Here is an 18,135-nt window from a genome sequence, read left to right on the forward strand (position 1 = left end):
CGGTAGAACTAATGAGTCATACGGAGCAATTCTTGGCAAAGTGCCCCGCACAAATATCAGACCAATTTACTCTTTTTTTGTTTGGCGCGAATAAAAATTTTGCAGGAAGTTGTAGAATAGTACCTTCGCGTCATGACCAATAAACTATACGATACCTCTTTAAGCTTACTGACAGACTTATATCAGGTAACCATGGCCTATGGCTACTGGAAATCCGGAACCGCTGAAAAAGAAGCTGTTTTCAACCTATATTTCCGGAAGCATCCCTTTGGAGGAGGGTTCACCGTTGCCTGCGGGCTGACCAACGTAATCGGCTACATCGAACATTTTAGCCTATCAAAAAAAGATCTGCGGTACCTTCAAACCCTGACCGGCAACGACGGTCAGCCGCTTTTCGAAGAAGCATTTCTGGACTATCTGGCCAATCTGAAACTCACCTGCGATATCGAAGCGATTCCGGAGGGAACGGTCGTTTTTCCAAATGAACCACTGGTGCGGGTGCGTGGGCCAATCCTACAGTGTCAGCTGCTCGAAACACCACTTCTGAACCTGATCAATTTCGAATCGCTCATTGCCACAAAAGCGGCCAGACTACGCCTGGTTGCCGAAAATGACACATTGCTTGAGTTTGGCTTACGTCGGGCGCAGGGCGTTGATGGGGGTATGACAGCTTCCCGTGCGGCCTATATTGGCGGTTGCGATGCCACCTCGAATGTGCTGGCGGGTAAGCTCTACGGCATCCCGGTGCGTGGTACACATGCCCACAGTTGGGTCATGTCATTCGAGAATGAAGCGGAAGCCTTCCAAACCTATGCCGATGTTTTACCAAACAATGTAACGCTGCTGGTTGATACTTACGACACTATACAGGGTGTTCATAATGCCATTGAAGCCGGACGGAAATTGAAGAAAAAGGGGCATAAACTGGCCGGAATCCGACTCGACTCGGGCGATCTGGCGTATTTGAGCATAGCAGCCCGTAAACTGCTTGACGAAGCCGGGTTCACCGATACAGCGATTGTTGCCAGTAATGATCTGGACGAAACGATCATCACCAGTTTAAAACAACAAGGCGCTAAAATTGACATATGGGGCGTTGGTACTAAGCTTGTTACGGCTTTTGATCAGCCCGCACTGGGTGGAGTTTATAAATTAGCCGCCTTGCGTCATACCTCATCGGAAAATGCAGAAACGGCTGAGTGGGACTACAAAATGAAATTGTCTGAGCAGGCGATCAAAATTTCGACACCGGGTATTCAGCAGGTACGTCGGTTTCGGAATGAGCAGGGATTTATCGCCGATATGATCTTTGACGAAAGTAAGCCGGAGGCAAATCCTGCAGGCGTTCCCATGACAATGATCGATCCACTCGATTTTACGAAACGACGAAAGTTCGACGCTACGCAGGCGTTCGATGATTTATTAGTGCCGGTTTTTAGAGACGGAACCTGCGTCTATGAAAGTCCTGATATTCATGCAATTCGGGCTCGGGTACAAACCCAGCTTACCAATCTTCATCCGGGTGTAAAGCGATTTGTGAATCCCCATACTTACCCGGTTGGTCTGGAAAGAAACCTGCACGAGCTGAAAACAGCATTGGTCATGAAATTACGAGAGAGAAATGAATAGTGCTCGACCAATTCCAACCTAAAAGGTTTCAAGAACCTTACAGGTTTGGCATCAATCGATCATGATCGGTTAACAATTAGTGCTTTTATCGGTTAATTTTTCTCGATTTCTTAATACGATCGGATTTGTATGTAGTAAAAGATTGTGTTGCTTTACCTCCTCTTTCTCTGAAAAAAAGATGCAACCTATTGAATTAGTAGTATTCGACATGGCTGGCACAACCGTAACCGATCACCACGAGGTTGAGCGGTGTTTTGCACAGGCAGCCGCCGAAACGGGTCTGATCGCTTCAGCCGATCGAATTCTGGCCATGCAGGGACTGTCTAAACGGTATGTATTCAATACGCTTTGGAAAGAACAACTTGGCGAAATGCACCACGATGTACCCAGGCACGTTGATGTATCGTATGCTGCGTTTCAGGGTATTCTGGAAAACCATTATCGTGTAAATGGCGCTACACCAACCGAAGGCTGTCTGGAAACATTCGCTTATCTGCGCGAACGGGGTATTGCCATTGCCCTCACAACGGGATTTTATCGGGTGGTTACGGATATAATTCTGGAAAAACTCGGCTGGCTCGATGGACTCGACAACCGGCATATAGGCACCCCATCCAGCATGATCCAACTGTCAATTGCCAGCGATGAAGTCGAACGCGGACGCCCTTATCCGCTGATGATCGAGCGGGCAATTCAGTGGCTGGATATCAGCAGTCCGAGAGCCGTTGTAAACATCGGCGACACCCCTTCCGACCTGTTGTCGGGGCGGGCATCTGGTGTCGCATTGAATCTGGGCGTTACCAATGGAACTCATTCACAAGAGCAACTCGAAGCATATCCGCATGATCTGTTGATCGGATCGCTTCGCGAATTACCTGCTTTGCTGGATTCTCGTAGAATAACGGTTAATGCATAACGGTGAACCGATGCCGAGGAATAGGGCTAGTGAACCAGCGTGAGTTCTCCTGCCCTTCCTCCCGGCAAACCTTTGTCGTCTCTTTCCATCACTCTTTATCATGGCTACTTACGATCTGATTGTCATCGGCGCGGGTGCGCTGGGAACGTTCCATGCTTATCATGCGGCAAAAGCTGGTCAGCGTGTACTCTTGCTCGAAAAAGATCAGTATCCAATCGGGGCTACGGTTCGCAATTTTGGGCAAGTGGTACCGTCGGGTTTAGCTGGCCGGTGGTTCGATTACGGCCGCCGAAGCCTCGAAATTTACCGTGATATCCAAAATCAGACCGACCTGACCGTACGGGCAAACGGTACGGTTTATATTGCCTCCGATCCCGACGAATGGAAACTGGCCAATGAACTCCACGACCGATACAATCACCTCGGCTACGCTAGTGAATTACTCTCGAAAGCGCATTGTCTGACTAAATACCCGGCGCTACAAGCTGATTATGTGGCTGGAGGATTATATTTCCCGGACGAACTGAGCGTAGAGCCCGAGCAGATGGTCCATCGGCTCATTGCGTTTATCCAGAAGAAATATGGCGTGGATTACCGGTCCGGTTCGGCGGTGATCGATTGCCAGTCGAACTACAGTGGGGCTATTGTATCGCTCACCAACCGGCAGCGGTTTCAGGCTGGGCGCGTTATTATTTGCAGCGGTCACGAAGTTCGGTTGCTGTTTCCGGAAGTGCTGACAGATACCGATCTGGTTGTGAGTAAATTACAAATGCTTCTGGTAAAACCAGTTTCGGGTATAACATTACCCGGAAACATTCTGACGGGTTTGTCGATTCGTCGTTATGAGTCTTTCCAGGCTTGTCCTTCATTTTCAACTATTCCTAAACCCGAACACCTCGCCGAATTACAACGGTGGGGCATCCACATTCTTTTTAAACAAGCCATCGACGGATCGTTCATTGTCGGTGACTCGCACGAATACGCCGATGCCACCAAAGCCGAAGACCTGGGCTATCACACCCAGGACTACATCAACGATCTGATGATAACCGAAGCAAGGCGTATTGTAACCTTCCCGCTAGCTATTGAAAAAACGTGGGCTGGTTTTTATAGCCAGACCAAAGCCGAAATTTTCGAACACGATGTTGATGAAAACATCCGGATCGTGACGGGAATTGGCGGTAAAGGCATGAGTTCGGGAGCTGGTTATGCCGAAGCGAGTATCCGGCAATGGTTGGGTGTAACAGCTTAAGACGTATGATTGACCGGTTGGATTACTATCAGTCAATCATACGTCTTACCTTATCATCCTATCTAAGGAATTGCAGCCTTACTTTCCGGCAACTGCTTTCGGCCACTGATACTGAAATGTATTGTTGATCGGCGAGCCAAAATAATTGACATTCAGATAATTCAGCCGCTTTTTGTGGGCTTCCAGCCGTTGTTTGAAGTCATCGAAATTCTTGCCGTCACTGGGAGTCCAGGCAGTTTCGGCAATGGCAATAAGGCGGGGGAACGTCATGTATTCAACGTATTGCGTCGTGGGCATATACTCTGTCCAGATGTTAGCCTGCACGCCAAGTACGTGCTTCGATTGATCAGCCGTTAGGCTATCGGTTACGGATGGATTAAAACTATATACTTTTTCGAGGGGTAGAAATCCACCAATGGCAATGGGTTGTGTTTTGGCATCAGCCTGGTAGTAATCGAGGTAGCAGTACGTATTCGGTGTCATAATAACATCGTGGTTTTGCCGGGCTGCTGCAACGCCCCCATTTACCCCACGCCAGCTCATCACAGTAGCATTCGGTGAAAGCCCACCCTCCAGAATCTCATCCCAACCTACCATCCGGCGGCCTTTCGAGGTAATGAATTTGTCGATGCGCCGAATGAAATAGCTCTGCAATTCGTGTTCATCTTTCAGGCCTTCTTTCTTCATCAGGTCCTGGCAAAAGCGGCTTTGTTTCCATTGCGTTTTCGGGCATTCGTCTCCGCCAATATGAATATACTGACTTGGGAACAGGTCCATAACTTCCGTCAGTACATCCTGCAAAAACGTAAAGGTTTCTTCACGGGGGAACAGCACCTCGTCATGAACCCCCCATTTGCTACTCACCTGCAGGATTTTATCGGGGTTGCTGCCGAACTCCGGATAAGCCGCAAGTACGGCAACTGAGTGGCCGGGCATTTCGATTTCGGGAACTACGGTTACGTAGCGCGACTGCGCGTATTTAACCACGTCGCGCACTTCATCCTGGGTATAAAATCCACCATAGGGCTTGCCATCATAGGCATTGTCACTATACTTGCCTATCATTGATTTTGGACGTATTGAGCCAATCTGCGTAAGCTTAGGGTACTTTTTGATCTCAATCCGCCAACCCTGATCTTCCGTCAGATGCCAATGAAAGGTATTCATTTTGTGCAGTGCCAGTAGGTCAATGTATTTTTTGATAAACGGAACTGGCATGAAGTTACGCCCGGCATCCAGCATCGATCCACGATAACTATACCGGGGCCGATCGTCAATAACACAGGCTGGCACAGACCAAGTCACGCCCGCAACTTTTGTAGGACTAAAAACAGCCGATGGCATCAATTGCATTAGCGACTGAACCCCATAAAAGAAGCCCTGGGGTTGTTCGGCCGCGATTGTAATGTTCTTAGGCGAAACCATCAATTTATAGCCTTCTGCTCCTAATGAACCTGCTTTTTCAAGCACAAAAGAAATTCCTTTCGACGCTTTACCCGTCGTTATGGTCGGCGTATTGCCACTGGATTTAGCAAGCTGGTCGGCAAGGAGCTGGGCAATCTGACGAACGTTGTCGTTACCAGCCGGAACAGCAATGGCCAGCTTGGCAGGTACCATAAACGAACCACTTTTTTCTTCAAGCCGGGTCGGCTTTGGTAGAATGGCGTACTTCGTCTGGGCAAAAAGTTGCGCAGAAAGCACCATAACAAGTAAACAGGTAAGCAGCGTCTTCATTCAAGTAGAGTTTAGTAGACAGGACTCCTTCTAGACAAGGAGGTTTGAGCCGCTAAAATACAATGAAGCATCTTGCCATAAATGCTTGAATCTGCCAGACTCAGCCAGAAAGCGTCACTGTTACTACCCGCAGACAAGCAGCACCAAGCCTTTAATCTCTCGCCACCCTACAAAATATACATTTGATTATCAATGCGTTAAATCAGCAAACGCACTTGATTCGGAAATTATTGATTGCTGTATTACATCCTGAGTTCGGCTGTGCAATCGTTTGCTTTTTTGCAGAAAAAAACGCGGCTGGACTTCAGAGTCATCCAGCCGCGTTTCGTCAAAATTGTTTCAGGACTTTATGAAAGGCAATGTTAAGAACCTATGTTATAGGAAACTTTCTTTTTTACGTTTAGCGTGTCAAAAACGTCTTTCCGAATAAATGTGCGTTTCAACGATTCAGTCGAGTGTACCAGCACATAACCTGCTTTTTTTAGTTGGCTACAGGACTTCTTAATGCGAAAATGATAAGCTTTATCGGTGGCATTATGTACCTCATCAAACTCCACCAGGATTGCCTTGATATCTAATTTATCCTCAACAATTGTATCAATTACGGTATACTCGGCTCCTTCAATTTCCAGTTTCACTACATCTACGGCAGTATGACCGAGCGTTGCCATTAAATTACTTAGTCGGTCAACGGGTGCTTCGATAAACTCATTTGAGTCTTTGAATAAGTAAACCGAATGCGACACATAATTTTCCTTTTGGGGAGCAAAAAAACGGAGAGTCGTTTTTTGATCCCATACGCCAATCGGTACATAGGTAATGTCGTTTACCTGGTCGACCGTCAGACGATAGGTAAAAGGTGCTTTATTGTGAGGTGGTTTATTATGAATAGTTAGTGACTGGCCGTTTCGAGTATAGTCTTTTACTTTTTGAAAATGATTGATCCCCTCGGGTGTTGGATCAAAAATAAAGATTTGTGCATCAAAAATAGCCTTTAGTTCAGTATCAAATGAAATGTCCTCGCCAGCGCCCACACAATAGCAAATTGATTCACTTGTCAGCAAGTTTTCAGGTAAATAATACCCATGAAATCTTGAGCCAATATGCACCAGATCAGGCAGCGGCTTTACACCTTGCTGGGGGTGAATTCCCATCACTTTCTTGGTAATGTCCAGAATGATTTCCATGAATGGTTGTTTAATAAAAGCTTATATTGGTAGTCTTCCCAAAGTCGAGGCTATTGGCCACTCGTTTCCAGGTATTCACCTTTGACGTTCAGTTCGTTAGATAGTCATTGCTTAGCCTCCCTGAACTGTTGTGATTTAGCTTCCCTAGTTTATCGACACCAATGTATCTATTTTTACCGTTTTGGTGACAATATTTTCCAAAAGCTGCATTTACCTTACGACTGACAGTTGGGTCTGTTCAGTTAATTGGCCTGCTAAGTGTGGCGATTTGGAGAGATTGGGACGGCCTTAATCGGGGCCGTGCAGTTTTGATACTTCTTAAAAGCCCCGATAGGGCTGAAATGGAAAGAAAAATTTTCAGCAATTGAGCCATGAATTTAATAACAAGTAACAGATCAAAATTCGTAAGTGTTGAAAAAGGGCCAGACGATAAATAAGTCGTATGTTCTCTATAGCAGCGATAACACACAATAAGAAAGCAAATTTACGAGCTAATTCTTTTTGAATAATTACAGGATTCGGCGCAGTTTTTACAAAATTCTCTGAATTTCAATGAGATCGAAAAAACTGGAGACAATTTTCAGGCTGTTCAATGCCAATTGGCAAAAAATCAGCCAGCCCGGGCTATTCCTTTTAAACGCAATAAGCACATAAAGAATGTCATCTGGCATTTTAGAACAAATACCCGATTGGACTTACCTATCCAACAAGTTACCGAAGTTCTATTTTTATCACTAATATTGTACATCTATCAAGTGCTACCAGCAATGGGAGCCTTGAAATGGTGTGGATAGAATTGGAAAGGCCCGGCCAGTTGAGTCGGGTCATTTCTTATCAACGTTTCCTGTCCTGAGGCTTTCTATTTACTACATGGTGTACGATCAATAAGTAGAGAAAATTTATCTGCGTTTATCCCAAAACAATCTGTTTATTTTGTTCTTCGCCAGATTGTGGCAAAGGCACAAGTCTTTCCACATTAGCGTTGGCTTTTCAAATCTCCAGCTTATCATAACTACTTTCCCAAAATGAAGACAAGATATTTTGATCTTATATATTGTCTGGAAGGTGTTCGGGCTGGGGTACGCTTCAATACAGAGCAAGACATTCAGGATTATATGTATAATCAGGTTAAGCCCGGTGAGGATTCGCGGTTTGAACTGAGGTCGGATGTCGATTATGCTCGTGTTTATCATAATATCAGACCGGGCTATAAAGAAGAGGCAACACTTCTGTTTGTCATCAGTAATGGTCAGATCATTCAACAATTGAGCCCCGATAAAACTGAACGGTTTCAGCAATCCTAATTCAGTTTGGTAGCAGCATTTTTAACTCTTTCCCCTGTTTGGTTTACTTCCTGTCGTACACGAGCAGCATGACTGGCTATGAGAAAGCCTGACGATCGTGGCCAGGCTTTCTCACAATCTACTACTAAATTGCGTCATACTTTTGACGCATAAAGGCAATCTGGTCACAGCTTTTTAACGAGAACAATTCATGGAGGATGTCAGGCTACCCAACAAATCTCCTGTACTCATTCCTGCCGAATTATGCATTCAGGACGGGAATAACCTACTGTAATCCATCCACTTTCACATCGATCCGGCCGCGAGCGTTCACAACAGCCAGCAAAGAAGTGGGGGTCAGATAAACCTGATCAGGTTTTATTTCATCGATCCGGCCATTCACTACGACTCCCTTTGCCAGTTGATTATTTTTGAGCTTATCCTGAAGTAATTTCTGCATCTCGGCGATCTGCGAACCAACCGGAATTGTGAGTTGCTTCTCCAGCGTTCGGGCAAACGTACCTTTCAGGAGCCAGCTGGCCGATTGCTGAAGTATATTTTTCGTATCCAGATCGTAGGCAAGATCTTTTAGAGAAATCGTCTGGCTCCTGGCGTCATAATAGGGGCGGCCACGGAGGTAAATATCCCCATTGATTGTTCCTTTCAGGCCTGCTTTAATAATAAGATTATCATTCTGCCCATACATTTCCATGCTGGTCACTGTGATGGTATACCGATTTTCACTGAACGAAAAACTCTTTCCGACAAACTCGTCCGCTACGATTCTGGCTGCTTCCTGATAACTGGCTTCGCTAAGCAGACCAATTTGAAAATCATCTTTGACCTGCGACACAACCGTTAGGTCGGGAAGCGATACCGCCGGACGAATGTCTGGGCGAGCTCCCGTCGTTGTGAGTGTAAACCCTTCTATGCCAATAGTAGCCCGAATGGTACGACCTTCAAAACGGAGAGGAGTAATTAGCACCCGCTTCGGTACAACCTGTAAGTAGGTACGGTATTTTTCGGAGATCAGGTAGGGTTCACGCAATGTATTCCAGGCTTTCAGAACGGGCGTTCGGAGATCGACATTACGGCGAATCTGCTGATCCAGTGTTTTGGTGATCGTTCCCAGATTTTTATCGATCAGTCGGCCGACGATGTTGGTTATCGGAATATTGACACCAACAACGCTTACGGTTGGCCGGCGTACCCAGCCATAACCGTCGGCCTGTGTTTGGGTATGAACCGTCCAATCGTGGTCAAGGTCGAACTTCGTCTTAAACCGAAGGTCAATCTCAAATTCAGTTTCTTTATACTGCGTAAAACCCAGTACAGATACACCGGCTTTCGCCCAGATTCGTAAGGGAACCGTGAAATGAAAAAGGCTATCCTGCGCGTTAACGATAATGGTGCCGCGCTTCCAGACCTTCGTCATAAAATTGTCGTTATTGTTGTCTTCCAGGCTATTATCTTCATAGATCAGGCCATTGACCTGAGCATTTATTTGTCGCTCAATGTCTCCCAGCGCAATGGAGACAGGAACATGCACGGTAGACAGAAAGCGTTCGTTACGGACTTCCATTTCGGTGGTGTTATAGGCTTCTTTGGGCGCTTGTGGATTCAGACGTTTTTGGGATGGCTGACAGCTCAGCATCAACCAGCCAAACGCCAGACAAACCACGAGAATACGACTCATAGCAGGTAGTTGATTTCGGGGCTAAGTTACATCAATTGCCCGCTTTTCGCTGTTTACGCTGAGTAGATTAATGGCAAATCGTGGGTTTTAGAAAGATGTTTTCCTAAAACCTGGCCAACGCTGGCCCTGCTGTTCATCATGGCACAAATCAAGAAAATCAACTTACCCGAAACCGACATTCCGGAGAGCTGGTACAACATTGTGGCTGATATGCCCAACAAACCACTCCCACCGCTGCATCCAGGCACTCACGAGCCTATTGGGCCCGACATGCTTGCACCGTTGTTTCCAATGGAATTAATTAAGCAGGAAGTATCGACTGACAGGTGGGTAGGGATACCGGAAGAAGTTCGTGAGATTTACAAAATATGGCGACCAACGCCTTTGTTCCGTGCTACCGGACTCGAAAAACTGCTCGATACTCCCGCCAAAATCTATTACAAATACGAAGGTGTTAGCCCGGCCGGATCGCATAAGCCGAATACGGCAGTTCCTCAGGCATTTTACAACAAACAGGCTGGTGTTCAGCGGATCACGACCGAAACGGGCGCGGGTCAATGGGGCAGTGCGCTGAGTTTTGCCTGTCAGTTGTTCGGTATCGAATGCGAAGTATATATGGTTCGGGCCAGTTATGAAGGGAAGCCTTACCGTAAAATCATGATGAATACGTGGGGAGCCAAGGTGTATCCGTCTCCCTCGGAACGTACAGCATCGGGTCGGCAGATTCTGGCCAAGGACCCGCAATCGCCCGGTAGCCTGGGAATCGCCATTTCAGAAGCGGTCGAGCTGGCCATGCTGGACGAACATACCAAATATGCCCTCGGTTCGGTACTGAACCATGTGCTCATGCATCAAACGGTTATTGGGCTGGAGGCTATCAAACAACTGGAAATCGCCGGAGACTTCCCCGATATTGTTGTCGCTCCGTTTGGAGGTGGTTCCAATTTTGCCGGTATTGCGTTTCCGTTTCTGCGCTATAACCTGACCGACGGTAAACAGATTCGCTGTATTGCTGCCGAACCGGCTTCCTGTCCCAAACTAACGCGCGGTGTGTTCCGCTATGATCTGGGCGATACGATCGGTATGACGCCCCTGCTACCCATGTATACGCTGGGGCACAACTTCATTCCGGCACCTATTCATGCGGGCGGGTTGCGTTACCACGGAGCGGGGGCTATCGTAAGCCAGTTGCTGAAAGATGGACTTATTGAAGCGCAGGCATTTAAGCAGTTGGAATGCTTCGACGCTGGCATTCAGTTTGCCCGAACCGAAGGGATCATTCCGGCTCCCGAAGCAACTCATGCCATTGCCACGGTCATTCGGGAAGCCAAACAGGCAAAAGAAGAAGGCAAGGCTAAAACGATTCTGTTCAACCTCTGCGGTCATGGTCACTTCGATATGAGCGCATACGAACAATACCTGAGCGGCAAACTGGTTGAACACGAGGTTACTTCGGAAGAAATTCAGGCATCGCTCGCCGAACTGGACACCCCACTTATTGTCTAGTTTAATAATAGCCAACAGCAGGCGTTTGGTTATCCGCCTTGCTGTTGGCTATTAGAGTTATTTAATTGTCACTTTGGTGGCCCCATACCCAAACTTCTGTTTCTGGGCATCTTCAAAGAATTTTACGTTGGGGTGTTTGCCCAGTCGTTTATGAAGTTCTGTTCGCAGGGCTCCGCTCCCAACACCATGAATAAACGTTATGTCGTGCATACCACTGGCAATGGCATTTTCGAGCGATTTATCAAACGTATCGAGTTGAAGCGTCAACAAATCAGCGGGCGTACGTTTACCTGTTCCGTTGGGTAATAATGCTTCGGTGTGCAGATCGACAACCGACGATGGCCGCTCAATCGACACTCCGGCCGATTCGGATTTGGACTTAAGCATTTCAGCTTTTAAATCGTCGGGCCGAATCGTCGTTGGGCGGGAATGCGTACCTGTTGTACGGTTACTCGACGGAGCAGTTGACGACTCGGTTGGTGTTGCGGCATCAACATCCAGTTGCGTCTGAAAGCCGGGTTGATTCAGTACGGGAACCGTGGTTTTATTTTTGAAAAATGTAGCTGCCCTCGCCTTAAATCGCTTCAGCAATGGCGCCCGCAGCGATGCCTTTCCCGACCGGAACCATAATCCCTGAACGACAAACGTAGGCCATTCCTCGAATTTGGCATGTGCGTAGAAGTCATTCATTTTCTGCTGTGCCTTAGGTTTCAATACGCCACTTTGGAGGCCCCGAAACTGTACTCCTCCCCCACTGGCCGCCGACTCTTCGCCTATCGTATAGGGAAACTCCCAATCTGTGTTATTGATCAGGTGAAGCGTATATTCACGGTCATTGACGGGTATAAATGCCAGATAAATGCCCTGATTAGACAGAATGGTGGGAGCCGATGGAGCCACCGTTTTCTGCGGTTCATAAATACTGGTCTTTAAAAGCCGGTCGGCCTCCATGGGCGAAACCAGAACCAGTTCTGATCGCATAACGGGAATCCGAAAACCATCCTCAATCTCAATTTCAATCATGTTGCCGGGTAGGAACCGCGACACCACACCCTGTTCTTTTGCCCGAAGTAGTCGGACTTTATCGCCAATATTCATAATTACTTAGTCAATTTCCAGAACATTTGTTTTGAGCCATGCCACGGTTACCCGGTTAGAGCACATGAACCGTGGCACGGCTCAAAACAAATGTTCTATTTTTTCAAATGTACAACGTTGATCTTTTGTTTAAACACAGTCGTCACGAGATCACACAGAAAATAATCAGGTGCCACGTTCGGTTTGCCAGATAGAGTCTCTCTATTGAAACAAATTTCTATGTCCACTATGTTCGTTAATTTTGCCCGGTATATATCCACCGCTTTATGTCAGCTACCGTAAACGAAAAACTTGACCTTGCCACTAATTTCGTCCTGCATACGAATCGGAATATCTTTCTAACCGGAAAAGCCGGAACGGGCAAGACAACGTTTTTACACCAGATTAAACAGTCGAACGCAAAACGGCTGGCCGTTGTGGCTCCTACGGGCGTAGCCGCGATCAATGCCGGGGGCGTTACCATACATTCCTTGTTTCAGCTTCCATTCGGGCCGCTTGTGCCGGGATCAACCCAGCGGGAAAATCGAAAATTCAATCGTGAGAAAATCAACCTGCTCCGTACGCTCGATCTACTCGTTATCGATGAAATCAGTATGGTTCGGGCCGACGTGCTCGATGGGATCGATGAAGTGCTCCGGCGGTATCGCTACAATTCGGAACCATTCGGGGGCGTGCAGTTGCTACTCATTGGTGATATGCAGCAGTTACCACCCGTTATCCGCGACGACGATTGGGCGCTTTTGAGACCGCATTATGCAACAGGCTATTTTTTCGGCAGCAAAGCCCTCCAGAAAACGCCTTATGTTTCTATTGAACTGACGCATATTTACCGTCAGGCCGACCAGCGTTTTATCGATATTCTGAACAGTATTCGGGAGAAAACCGTAACACGGACGCAATTAGACGAACTCAATCAGCAGTACATTCCTAATTTTCAGCCCAGCGACGACGAAGGCTACATCACGCTATCGACGCACAACACAACCGCACAGCAGATCAATAGCCAGAAATTAATGGCTTTAAAAACCAAACTCCATTCGTTTACAGCATCCGTTGAAGGTGATTTTCCATCTCACGCTTATCCAACTGAAGCCGAACTCGATCTGAAGGTAGGCGCTCAGGTGATGTTTATTAAAAACGACATCTCCCGCGATAAGCTGTATTATAACGGCAAAATCGGTCAGGTGACGGATATGGACGATGGCGTTATTTACGTACGAAGCCAGCAGGACGGTGAAGAAATTGCCGTTTATCCTGCCGAATGGACCAATGTTCGCTATAGCCTCGATCCGGAAACGAAGGAAATAAAAGCGGAACCCATCGGCAAGTTCATTCAATTTCCGCTGAAACTGGCCTGGGCCATTACGATCCACAAAAGTCAGGGACTAACATTCGAGAAGGCGATTATCGATGCATCGGGAGCATTTGCGCACGGCCAGGTTTATGTGGCACTAAGCCGATGTAAAAGTCTGGACGGTCTGGTACTGCGCACTCCGATACCGTCGCACAGCATTAAAACGGAGCAAATGCTGGAAGATTTTCACGAGCAGGTTCAACAGCAAACCCCAACCGAACAACACCTTCTGGAGTCCAAACGAACGAATCAGGAACAATTGTTACGGGAGTTATTCTCCTTTGAACGGGCAAATTCATTGATTTATCGCTGTCGGCGGGTGATTAACCAACACCTCGACAGCTTTCCGGAAGAACTACAGTCGGGGCTTGCCCAACTTGCCGACGCCTTACACGGGAAGGCACGAGATATTGCGAATCGATTTCAGAAACAGCTTCCTGCTTATTTTTCGAATGAGGTACTGCCCGAAGCCAACGAATCATTGCAGGATCGTGTCCGTAAAGCAAGTGCGTATTTTCAGACGGTTTTGGCTGATGAATTACTACCGATTATCTATCGATGCCCGACCGACTGTGATAATAAACAGGTTCGCGAAAGTATGCTGGAAATTCTGGATGAACTGGAAAAAGAGTTATTCAGCAAGCTCCGCAGTTTCGAGAGTAATCGCGATAATTTTGATGCGTTGGTCTACCTGCAGGCACGCAATCGTGCCGAACTCGATTTTATGCCCGAACGCCGAAAAATTGAGCCCCAACCTACAGAGACAGCCTCTGATAGCCCGGCCCGAGGAGGATTATATGGCGCGTTGATGAAGTGGCGTAACGATATGGCTGGCGAATACAATACATCCGGTTATATGGTGTTGCCTCAAAAAACTGTAGCGGAACTGGCTCGCCTTCGCCCCACAAGCAGCGATGAGCTATTGGCCATTAAAGGGTTTGGCAAAACGAAAGTGAAACAGATTGGTGCTGATATTCTGGCCATTATCCAGACCTATGCCGATCGGAGCGAAACGGCTGCAAAGCTCCGGCAGGCGGCTAAAACACCGAAACTCAAAGAACCCAAAGAGCCTAAAATACCGTCTATTATAGTTACCCTAACGCTGTTTCAATCGGGCAAAAGCATCGCCGAAATTGCAACAGAACGTAGCTTATCGGTGGGAACCGTTGAAGGTCATCTGGCTAAATGCATCAGTTCGGGCGATCTTTCTGTCGAGGATGTACTACCCGCCGACCGGATCTGGGCCATCCGCTCTTACTATGAAACTAATGAACCCGAAAGCTTGAGTGAAGCCCTACAAGCCATTGGAAATGGGGTGACTTACAACGAAATTCGGTTTGTTCGAAACGCAATGCAGGTGGAGAACGAATAAATCAATAACCTCCGTAAAACTTACGTAGTCCCCACTCGATCGCAGCAAGCGTTAGAACGACAAAGAAAAGCCACCGCCAGTTGATGATTTCATTTATCTCTTCGGTGCTGGTCAATCGGGCTGGCCGCGAACGCGAAGTCAGATTACGAACGAGGTCATCTACGGCTGCGGGACCGTAAAATTTCCCGCCTGTTTGCTGAGCCAACTGACGAAGCATGCCATGATCCGCTGTTGTATTGAGCGCTTCAAGTTGAAGGTCGCGCACGACAAACTGCCCGGACGACTGTTCAGACCGATTATTAATGGTTACACTGCCCTTAAAACGGTAGGCTCCTTCGGGTAGCCGACTGATCTCGAATCGGCTATTGGCGGCTGTTGGCGTATAATTGTAGGACCGGGTCAGATTTTTCTCATCCGTTATTTCAAGCCGGACCGGGCTGTCGAATAACCGTTCGTAGATGTCGTTGTAGAGTTCGGTCTCAAAGATGACTTTTTCGCCCGCAATAAATTCATTCCGGATTGGGTAAACACGGAGCTTACGACGATCTTCCTTTACCGAAATCAATTGGATTACTTTCTGAACCAGTTCGTCAACAACTTCCTGTTTGTCGGTCAGCGCATACTCTTCCAGTCGCCATGACCACAATCCTTCCCCCGCCAAAACTGCCGTTTTACGAGGAGCTGTAACGTTCAGTGCTAACAACGGCTTTGTGGTACGAACACTCCCGACCTGTTGCCACAAAACAACCTCGCTACCGGGTTGAAGCCGAAACTCGCCGTAGGGAACAGACATGGGCGGAAGCTTGCTTAACAACTCAAGCTTGGCCGGGTCCAGGTTTAACTGTTTAAAATCATTGTTGAAAACACCTGTCACCTTGTCACTCTGATTCGGCTGAGCCACGACCTGCATGACAGGGTTTGACGTATTGAATGGCCCCAACGATGACTGGTTTCCTAAAATGAAGAGGACCGGTGTATTTTTAGCCAGGTATTTTTGAACCAATGCATTACCTACACCCCCATTGTCGGGAATCTGATGCAGAATAATCAGGTCGTAGGTTTTTTCGGCTGGTGCAGTGGCCTCATTGGCCGTTCCGGTTAAAATACGGACGTCCAGTTCATAGTTCTGATTCCGTTCCAGAATATTGCGTAACGCCTTCACATCAGGATGAGGAGCCAAAGCCAATAGCAATACTTTTTCTTTTCCGTCAATAACGTCCAGGTAAACGTCCTGCCGGTTATTACGAGTACTAAATTCGCCAGGCTGTGGCAATACCTCAACCACATAATGCTGTACCCCTTTTTGGGTGGCTGTGGTCTGAAATGTCAGTTGGTTAAACGTATCGTTCTTACCAAAATTGATGGATTGGCGTCCCAGCTCGCGGCCATTTTGCCGCAATACAACCGTTGCACTTCGCCCCTGAAACCCATTACTTACAATTTCGGCCTGTACCGGAAACTGATTGCCCAGATAGGCAATCCGGTTCGCAACAATGCCTTTAAGCTGGATGTCTTTCTTGGCGATTGTATCCCCTAAACCGACCGCCTGAACAGCGAACGGATAATCCCCAAAGGTTGGCGAAACGCCCTGATTAAAAATACCATCCGACACCAGAACTACATCGGTCAGATTACGCCCTTCGTAATCTGACCGAATGCCCGATAACAAGCCCGACAAATTAGATGTACGCTGGGTAAACGGAATTTGGGTAAGATCAGCGTCGGTGATGGTATCGCCAAATGTACGCACAGCCACATCCAGGCCTTTATCGGTCAGCTGTTGCCGCAGGGTTTGCAAACTTGTCAGTGCCCGGTTCAAAGCAGGCCGTCCTGATGCGACAATCGACTCGGAGTTATCCACCGCCAGCACAACTTTAGGCTTCTCGGTGATTGTTTTCAAACTTCGGATAAGAGGATTTAGCAGCAGAAAGCATAGAAAACTTACAACCACAAACCGCAAGGCAGCCAGGCTATATGTTGTCCGCTTATCGAAACCACCAAGGGCTGCTCCACTCCCGGCAAGGCGCGGAAGCGGTTGATACATAGCAAACGCGTAAACCGCTCCAACGAGCAGGCACACTAAAATCCACCAGGGCGAAGTTTGAAAAATAACGTCAGAGCGCACGTTGTAAAAGTTTACAGTCTACAGCCTACAGTTTACGATTGCTTTTCCAATTGCTATGCTTTAACCAGCGGAAGGAACTGAAAACTATAAACTGAGAACATTTTAAGTAAGCATTCCCCCATCCACTTGCAGCACCTGACCAGTGATGTAGCGTGAAAGGTCGGAAGCTAAGAATATGGCGCAATCAGCTACCTCGTCGGGTTGTCCTCCGCGTTTCATCGGTATTTGCTGCTTCCATTCTTCAATAGCTTTCTCATTTATTTCGCCGGTCATTTCGGTCTCAATAAAACCCGGCGCAATGGCATTGGATCGAATATTCCGGGAGCCTAATTCGAGAGCAACCGACTTGGTAAAGCCAATGATTCCTGCTTTTGAGGCCGCATAATTCGCCTGCCCCGCGTTGCCGCGAATACCAACTACCGATGTCAGATTGATAATCGAGCCAGACCTGGCCTTCATCATTGGTTTGATAGCAGCTTTAGTCAGATTAAAGACCGACTTTAAGTTAACGTTGATTACGCTATCCCATTGTTCTTCCGACATGCGCATCAACAACCCATCTTTCGTAATGCCCGCATTGTTGATCAGAACATCAAGTTTTCCGAAGTCGGCTACAACCTGATTGATGAGTTCTTCCGCTGCTTTGTGATCCGATGCATCCGAACGATAACCTTTTGCCTCTCCACCAAAAGCCCGGAGTTCATTTTCCAGCGCCTGGCCTTTTTCAACACTAGACAAATACGTGAACGCTACGGTAGCACCTTCCTGCGCAAACTTGAGAGCCATAGCCCGCCCGATGCCGCGCGACGCACCAGTAATTAACGCAACTTTTCCTTTCAGTAAATCCATTAGTTAGTCAAAAACCCGACCGACCAGAAGAGCGGGTCGTTAATAAAAAACAAGAAGAGTCAAAAATAGTAGTTTGAGCGGAAACGGCAAGGTTGATGGGCGGTTTTGGTTTGGTAAATAAGTGTGTTACTTTG

The 18,135-nt window shown here is 47.4% G+C and carries 12 protein-coding genes; 6 read left to right on the forward strand and 6 right to left on the reverse strand.

Annotated features, from left to right (window positions below; translation table 11 throughout):
- The first annotated feature begins 132 nt into the window (after window positions 1-132).
- The 3 genes from G8759_RS24430 to G8759_RS24440 all read left to right on the forward strand — a co-directional run bounded on the left by G8759_RS24430 (window position 133) and on the right by G8759_RS24440 (window position 3,797).
- Complete coding sequence (locus G8759_RS24430) at window positions 133-1,629, forward strand: nicotinate phosphoribosyltransferase (protein ID WP_167213966.1); 1,497 nt, start codon at window positions 133-135, stop codon at window positions 1,627-1,629.
- A gap of 178 nt (window positions 1,630-1,807) precedes the next feature.
- A complete protein-coding gene (locus G8759_RS24435) occupies window positions 1,808-2,545 on the forward strand; it encodes an HAD family hydrolase (protein ID WP_167213969.1) in 738 nt (245 codons plus the stop codon).
- A 100-nt stretch (window positions 2,546-2,645) separates the two neighbouring features.
- Window positions 2,646-3,797: a TIGR03364 family FAD-dependent oxidoreductase gene (locus G8759_RS24440; protein WP_167213972.1), complete on the forward strand. Its 1,152-nt coding sequence runs from the start codon at window positions 2,646-2,648 to the stop codon at window positions 3,795-3,797.
- Window positions 3,798-3,875: 78 nt separating this feature from the next.
- Here G8759_RS24440 and G8759_RS24445 read toward each other — a convergent pair whose 3' ends face one another.
- Both G8759_RS24445 and G8759_RS24450 read right to left on the reverse strand, forming a co-directional pair.
- Window positions 3,876-5,531, reverse strand: coding sequence for a beta-N-acetylhexosaminidase (locus G8759_RS24445; protein ID WP_167213976.1), 1,656 nt, complete (start codon window positions 5,529-5,531; stop codon window positions 3,876-3,878).
- Between the two features lie 362 nt (window positions 5,532-5,893).
- Window positions 5,894-6,718 (reverse strand): FkbM family methyltransferase, encoded by an 825-nt coding sequence (locus G8759_RS24450; RefSeq protein ID WP_167213979.1) that lies wholly within the window; start codon window positions 6,716-6,718, stop codon window positions 5,894-5,896.
- Window positions 6,719-7,743: 1,025 nt separating this feature from the next.
- Between G8759_RS24450 and G8759_RS24455 the strand changes: the two genes are divergently transcribed.
- The gene (locus G8759_RS24455) at window positions 7,744-8,022 is read left to right on the forward strand and encodes a hypothetical protein (RefSeq protein WP_167213981.1); all 279 of its coding nucleotides are present in this window, start codon (window positions 7,744-7,746) and stop codon (window positions 8,020-8,022) included.
- A gap of 265 nt (window positions 8,023-8,287) precedes the next feature.
- Here the strand turns inward: G8759_RS24455 and G8759_RS24460 are convergent, their stop codons facing one another.
- Window positions 8,288-9,697 carry a DUF4403 family protein gene (locus G8759_RS24460; RefSeq protein WP_167213984.1) on the reverse strand — a complete coding sequence of 470 codons (1,410 nt, stop codon included), beginning with the start codon at window positions 9,695-9,697 and terminating at the stop codon, window positions 8,288-8,290.
- 138 nt (window positions 9,698-9,835) lie between these two features.
- Here G8759_RS24460 and G8759_RS24465 point away from each other — a divergent pair, with 138 nt between their 5' ends.
- Window positions 9,836-11,203 carry a TrpB-like pyridoxal phosphate-dependent enzyme gene (locus G8759_RS24465; RefSeq protein WP_167213988.1) on the forward strand — a complete coding sequence of 456 codons (1,368 nt, stop codon included), beginning with the start codon at window positions 9,836-9,838 and terminating at the stop codon, window positions 11,201-11,203.
- Between the two features lie 57 nt (window positions 11,204-11,260).
- Here the strand turns inward: G8759_RS24465 and G8759_RS24470 are convergent, their stop codons facing one another.
- Complete coding sequence (locus G8759_RS24470) at window positions 11,261-12,301, reverse strand: Smr/MutS family protein (protein WP_167213993.1); 1,041 nt, start codon at window positions 12,299-12,301, stop codon at window positions 11,261-11,263.
- Between the two features lie 266 nt (window positions 12,302-12,567).
- Between G8759_RS24470 and G8759_RS24475 the strand changes: the two genes are divergently transcribed.
- Window positions 12,568-15,027, forward strand: coding sequence for a helix-turn-helix domain-containing protein (locus G8759_RS24475; protein WP_167213997.1), 2,460 nt, complete (start codon window positions 12,568-12,570; stop codon window positions 15,025-15,027).
- Window position 15,028: 1 nt separating this feature from the next.
- Here G8759_RS24475 and G8759_RS24480 read toward each other — a convergent pair whose 3' ends face one another.
- Window positions 15,029-17,152 carry a VWA domain-containing protein gene (locus G8759_RS24480; RefSeq protein WP_167214000.1) on the reverse strand — a complete coding sequence of 708 codons (2,124 nt, stop codon included), beginning with the start codon at window positions 17,150-17,152 and terminating at the stop codon, window positions 15,029-15,031.
- A 102-nt stretch (window positions 17,153-17,254) separates the two neighbouring features.
- Complete coding sequence (gene fabG / locus G8759_RS24485; RefSeq protein WP_167214003.1) at window positions 17,255-18,001, reverse strand: 3-oxoacyl-[acyl-carrier-protein] reductase; 747 nt, start codon at window positions 17,999-18,001, stop codon at window positions 17,255-17,257.
- Window positions 18,002-18,135 lie beyond the last annotated feature (134 nt).

The organism is Spirosoma aureum (genome assembly GCF_011604685.1).
GTDB lineage: Bacteria > Bacteroidota > Bacteroidia > Cytophagales > Spirosomataceae > Spirosoma > Spirosoma aureum.

Coding starts and splice junctions, on each gene's coding strand:
- G8759_RS24430 (WP_167213966.1), top strand. CDS start 133: ATGACCAATAAACTATACGATACCTCTTTAAGCTTACTGACAGACTTA.
- G8759_RS24435 (WP_167213969.1), top strand. CDS start 1,808: ATGCAACCTATTGAATTAGTAGTATTCGACATGGCTGGCACAACCGTA.
- G8759_RS24440 (WP_167213972.1), top strand. CDS start 2,646: ATGGCTACTTACGATCTGATTGTCATCGGCGCGGGTGCGCTGGGAACG.
- G8759_RS24445 (WP_167213976.1), bottom strand. CDS start 5,531: ATGAAGACGCTGCTTACCTGTTTACTTGTTATGGTGCTTTCTGCGCAA.
- G8759_RS24450 (WP_167213979.1), bottom strand. CDS start 6,718: ATGGAAATCATTCTGGACATTACCAAGAAAGTGATGGGAATTCACCCC.
- G8759_RS24455 (WP_167213981.1), top strand. CDS start 7,744: ATGAAGACAAGATATTTTGATCTTATATATTGTCTGGAAGGTGTTCGG.
- G8759_RS24460 (WP_167213984.1), bottom strand. CDS start 9,697: ATGAGTCGTATTCTCGTGGTTTGTCTGGCGTTTGGCTGGTTGATGCTG.
- G8759_RS24465 (WP_167213988.1), top strand. CDS start 9,836: ATGGCACAAATCAAGAAAATCAACTTACCCGAAACCGACATTCCGGAG.
- G8759_RS24470 (WP_167213993.1), bottom strand. CDS start 12,301: ATGAATATTGGCGATAAAGTCCGACTACTTCGGGCAAAAGAACAGGGT.
- G8759_RS24475 (WP_167213997.1), top strand. CDS start 12,568: ATGTCAGCTACCGTAAACGAAAAACTTGACCTTGCCACTAATTTCGTC.
- fabG (WP_167214003.1), bottom strand. CDS start 18,001: ATGGATTTACTGAAAGGAAAAGTTGCGTTAATTACTGGTGCGTCGCGC.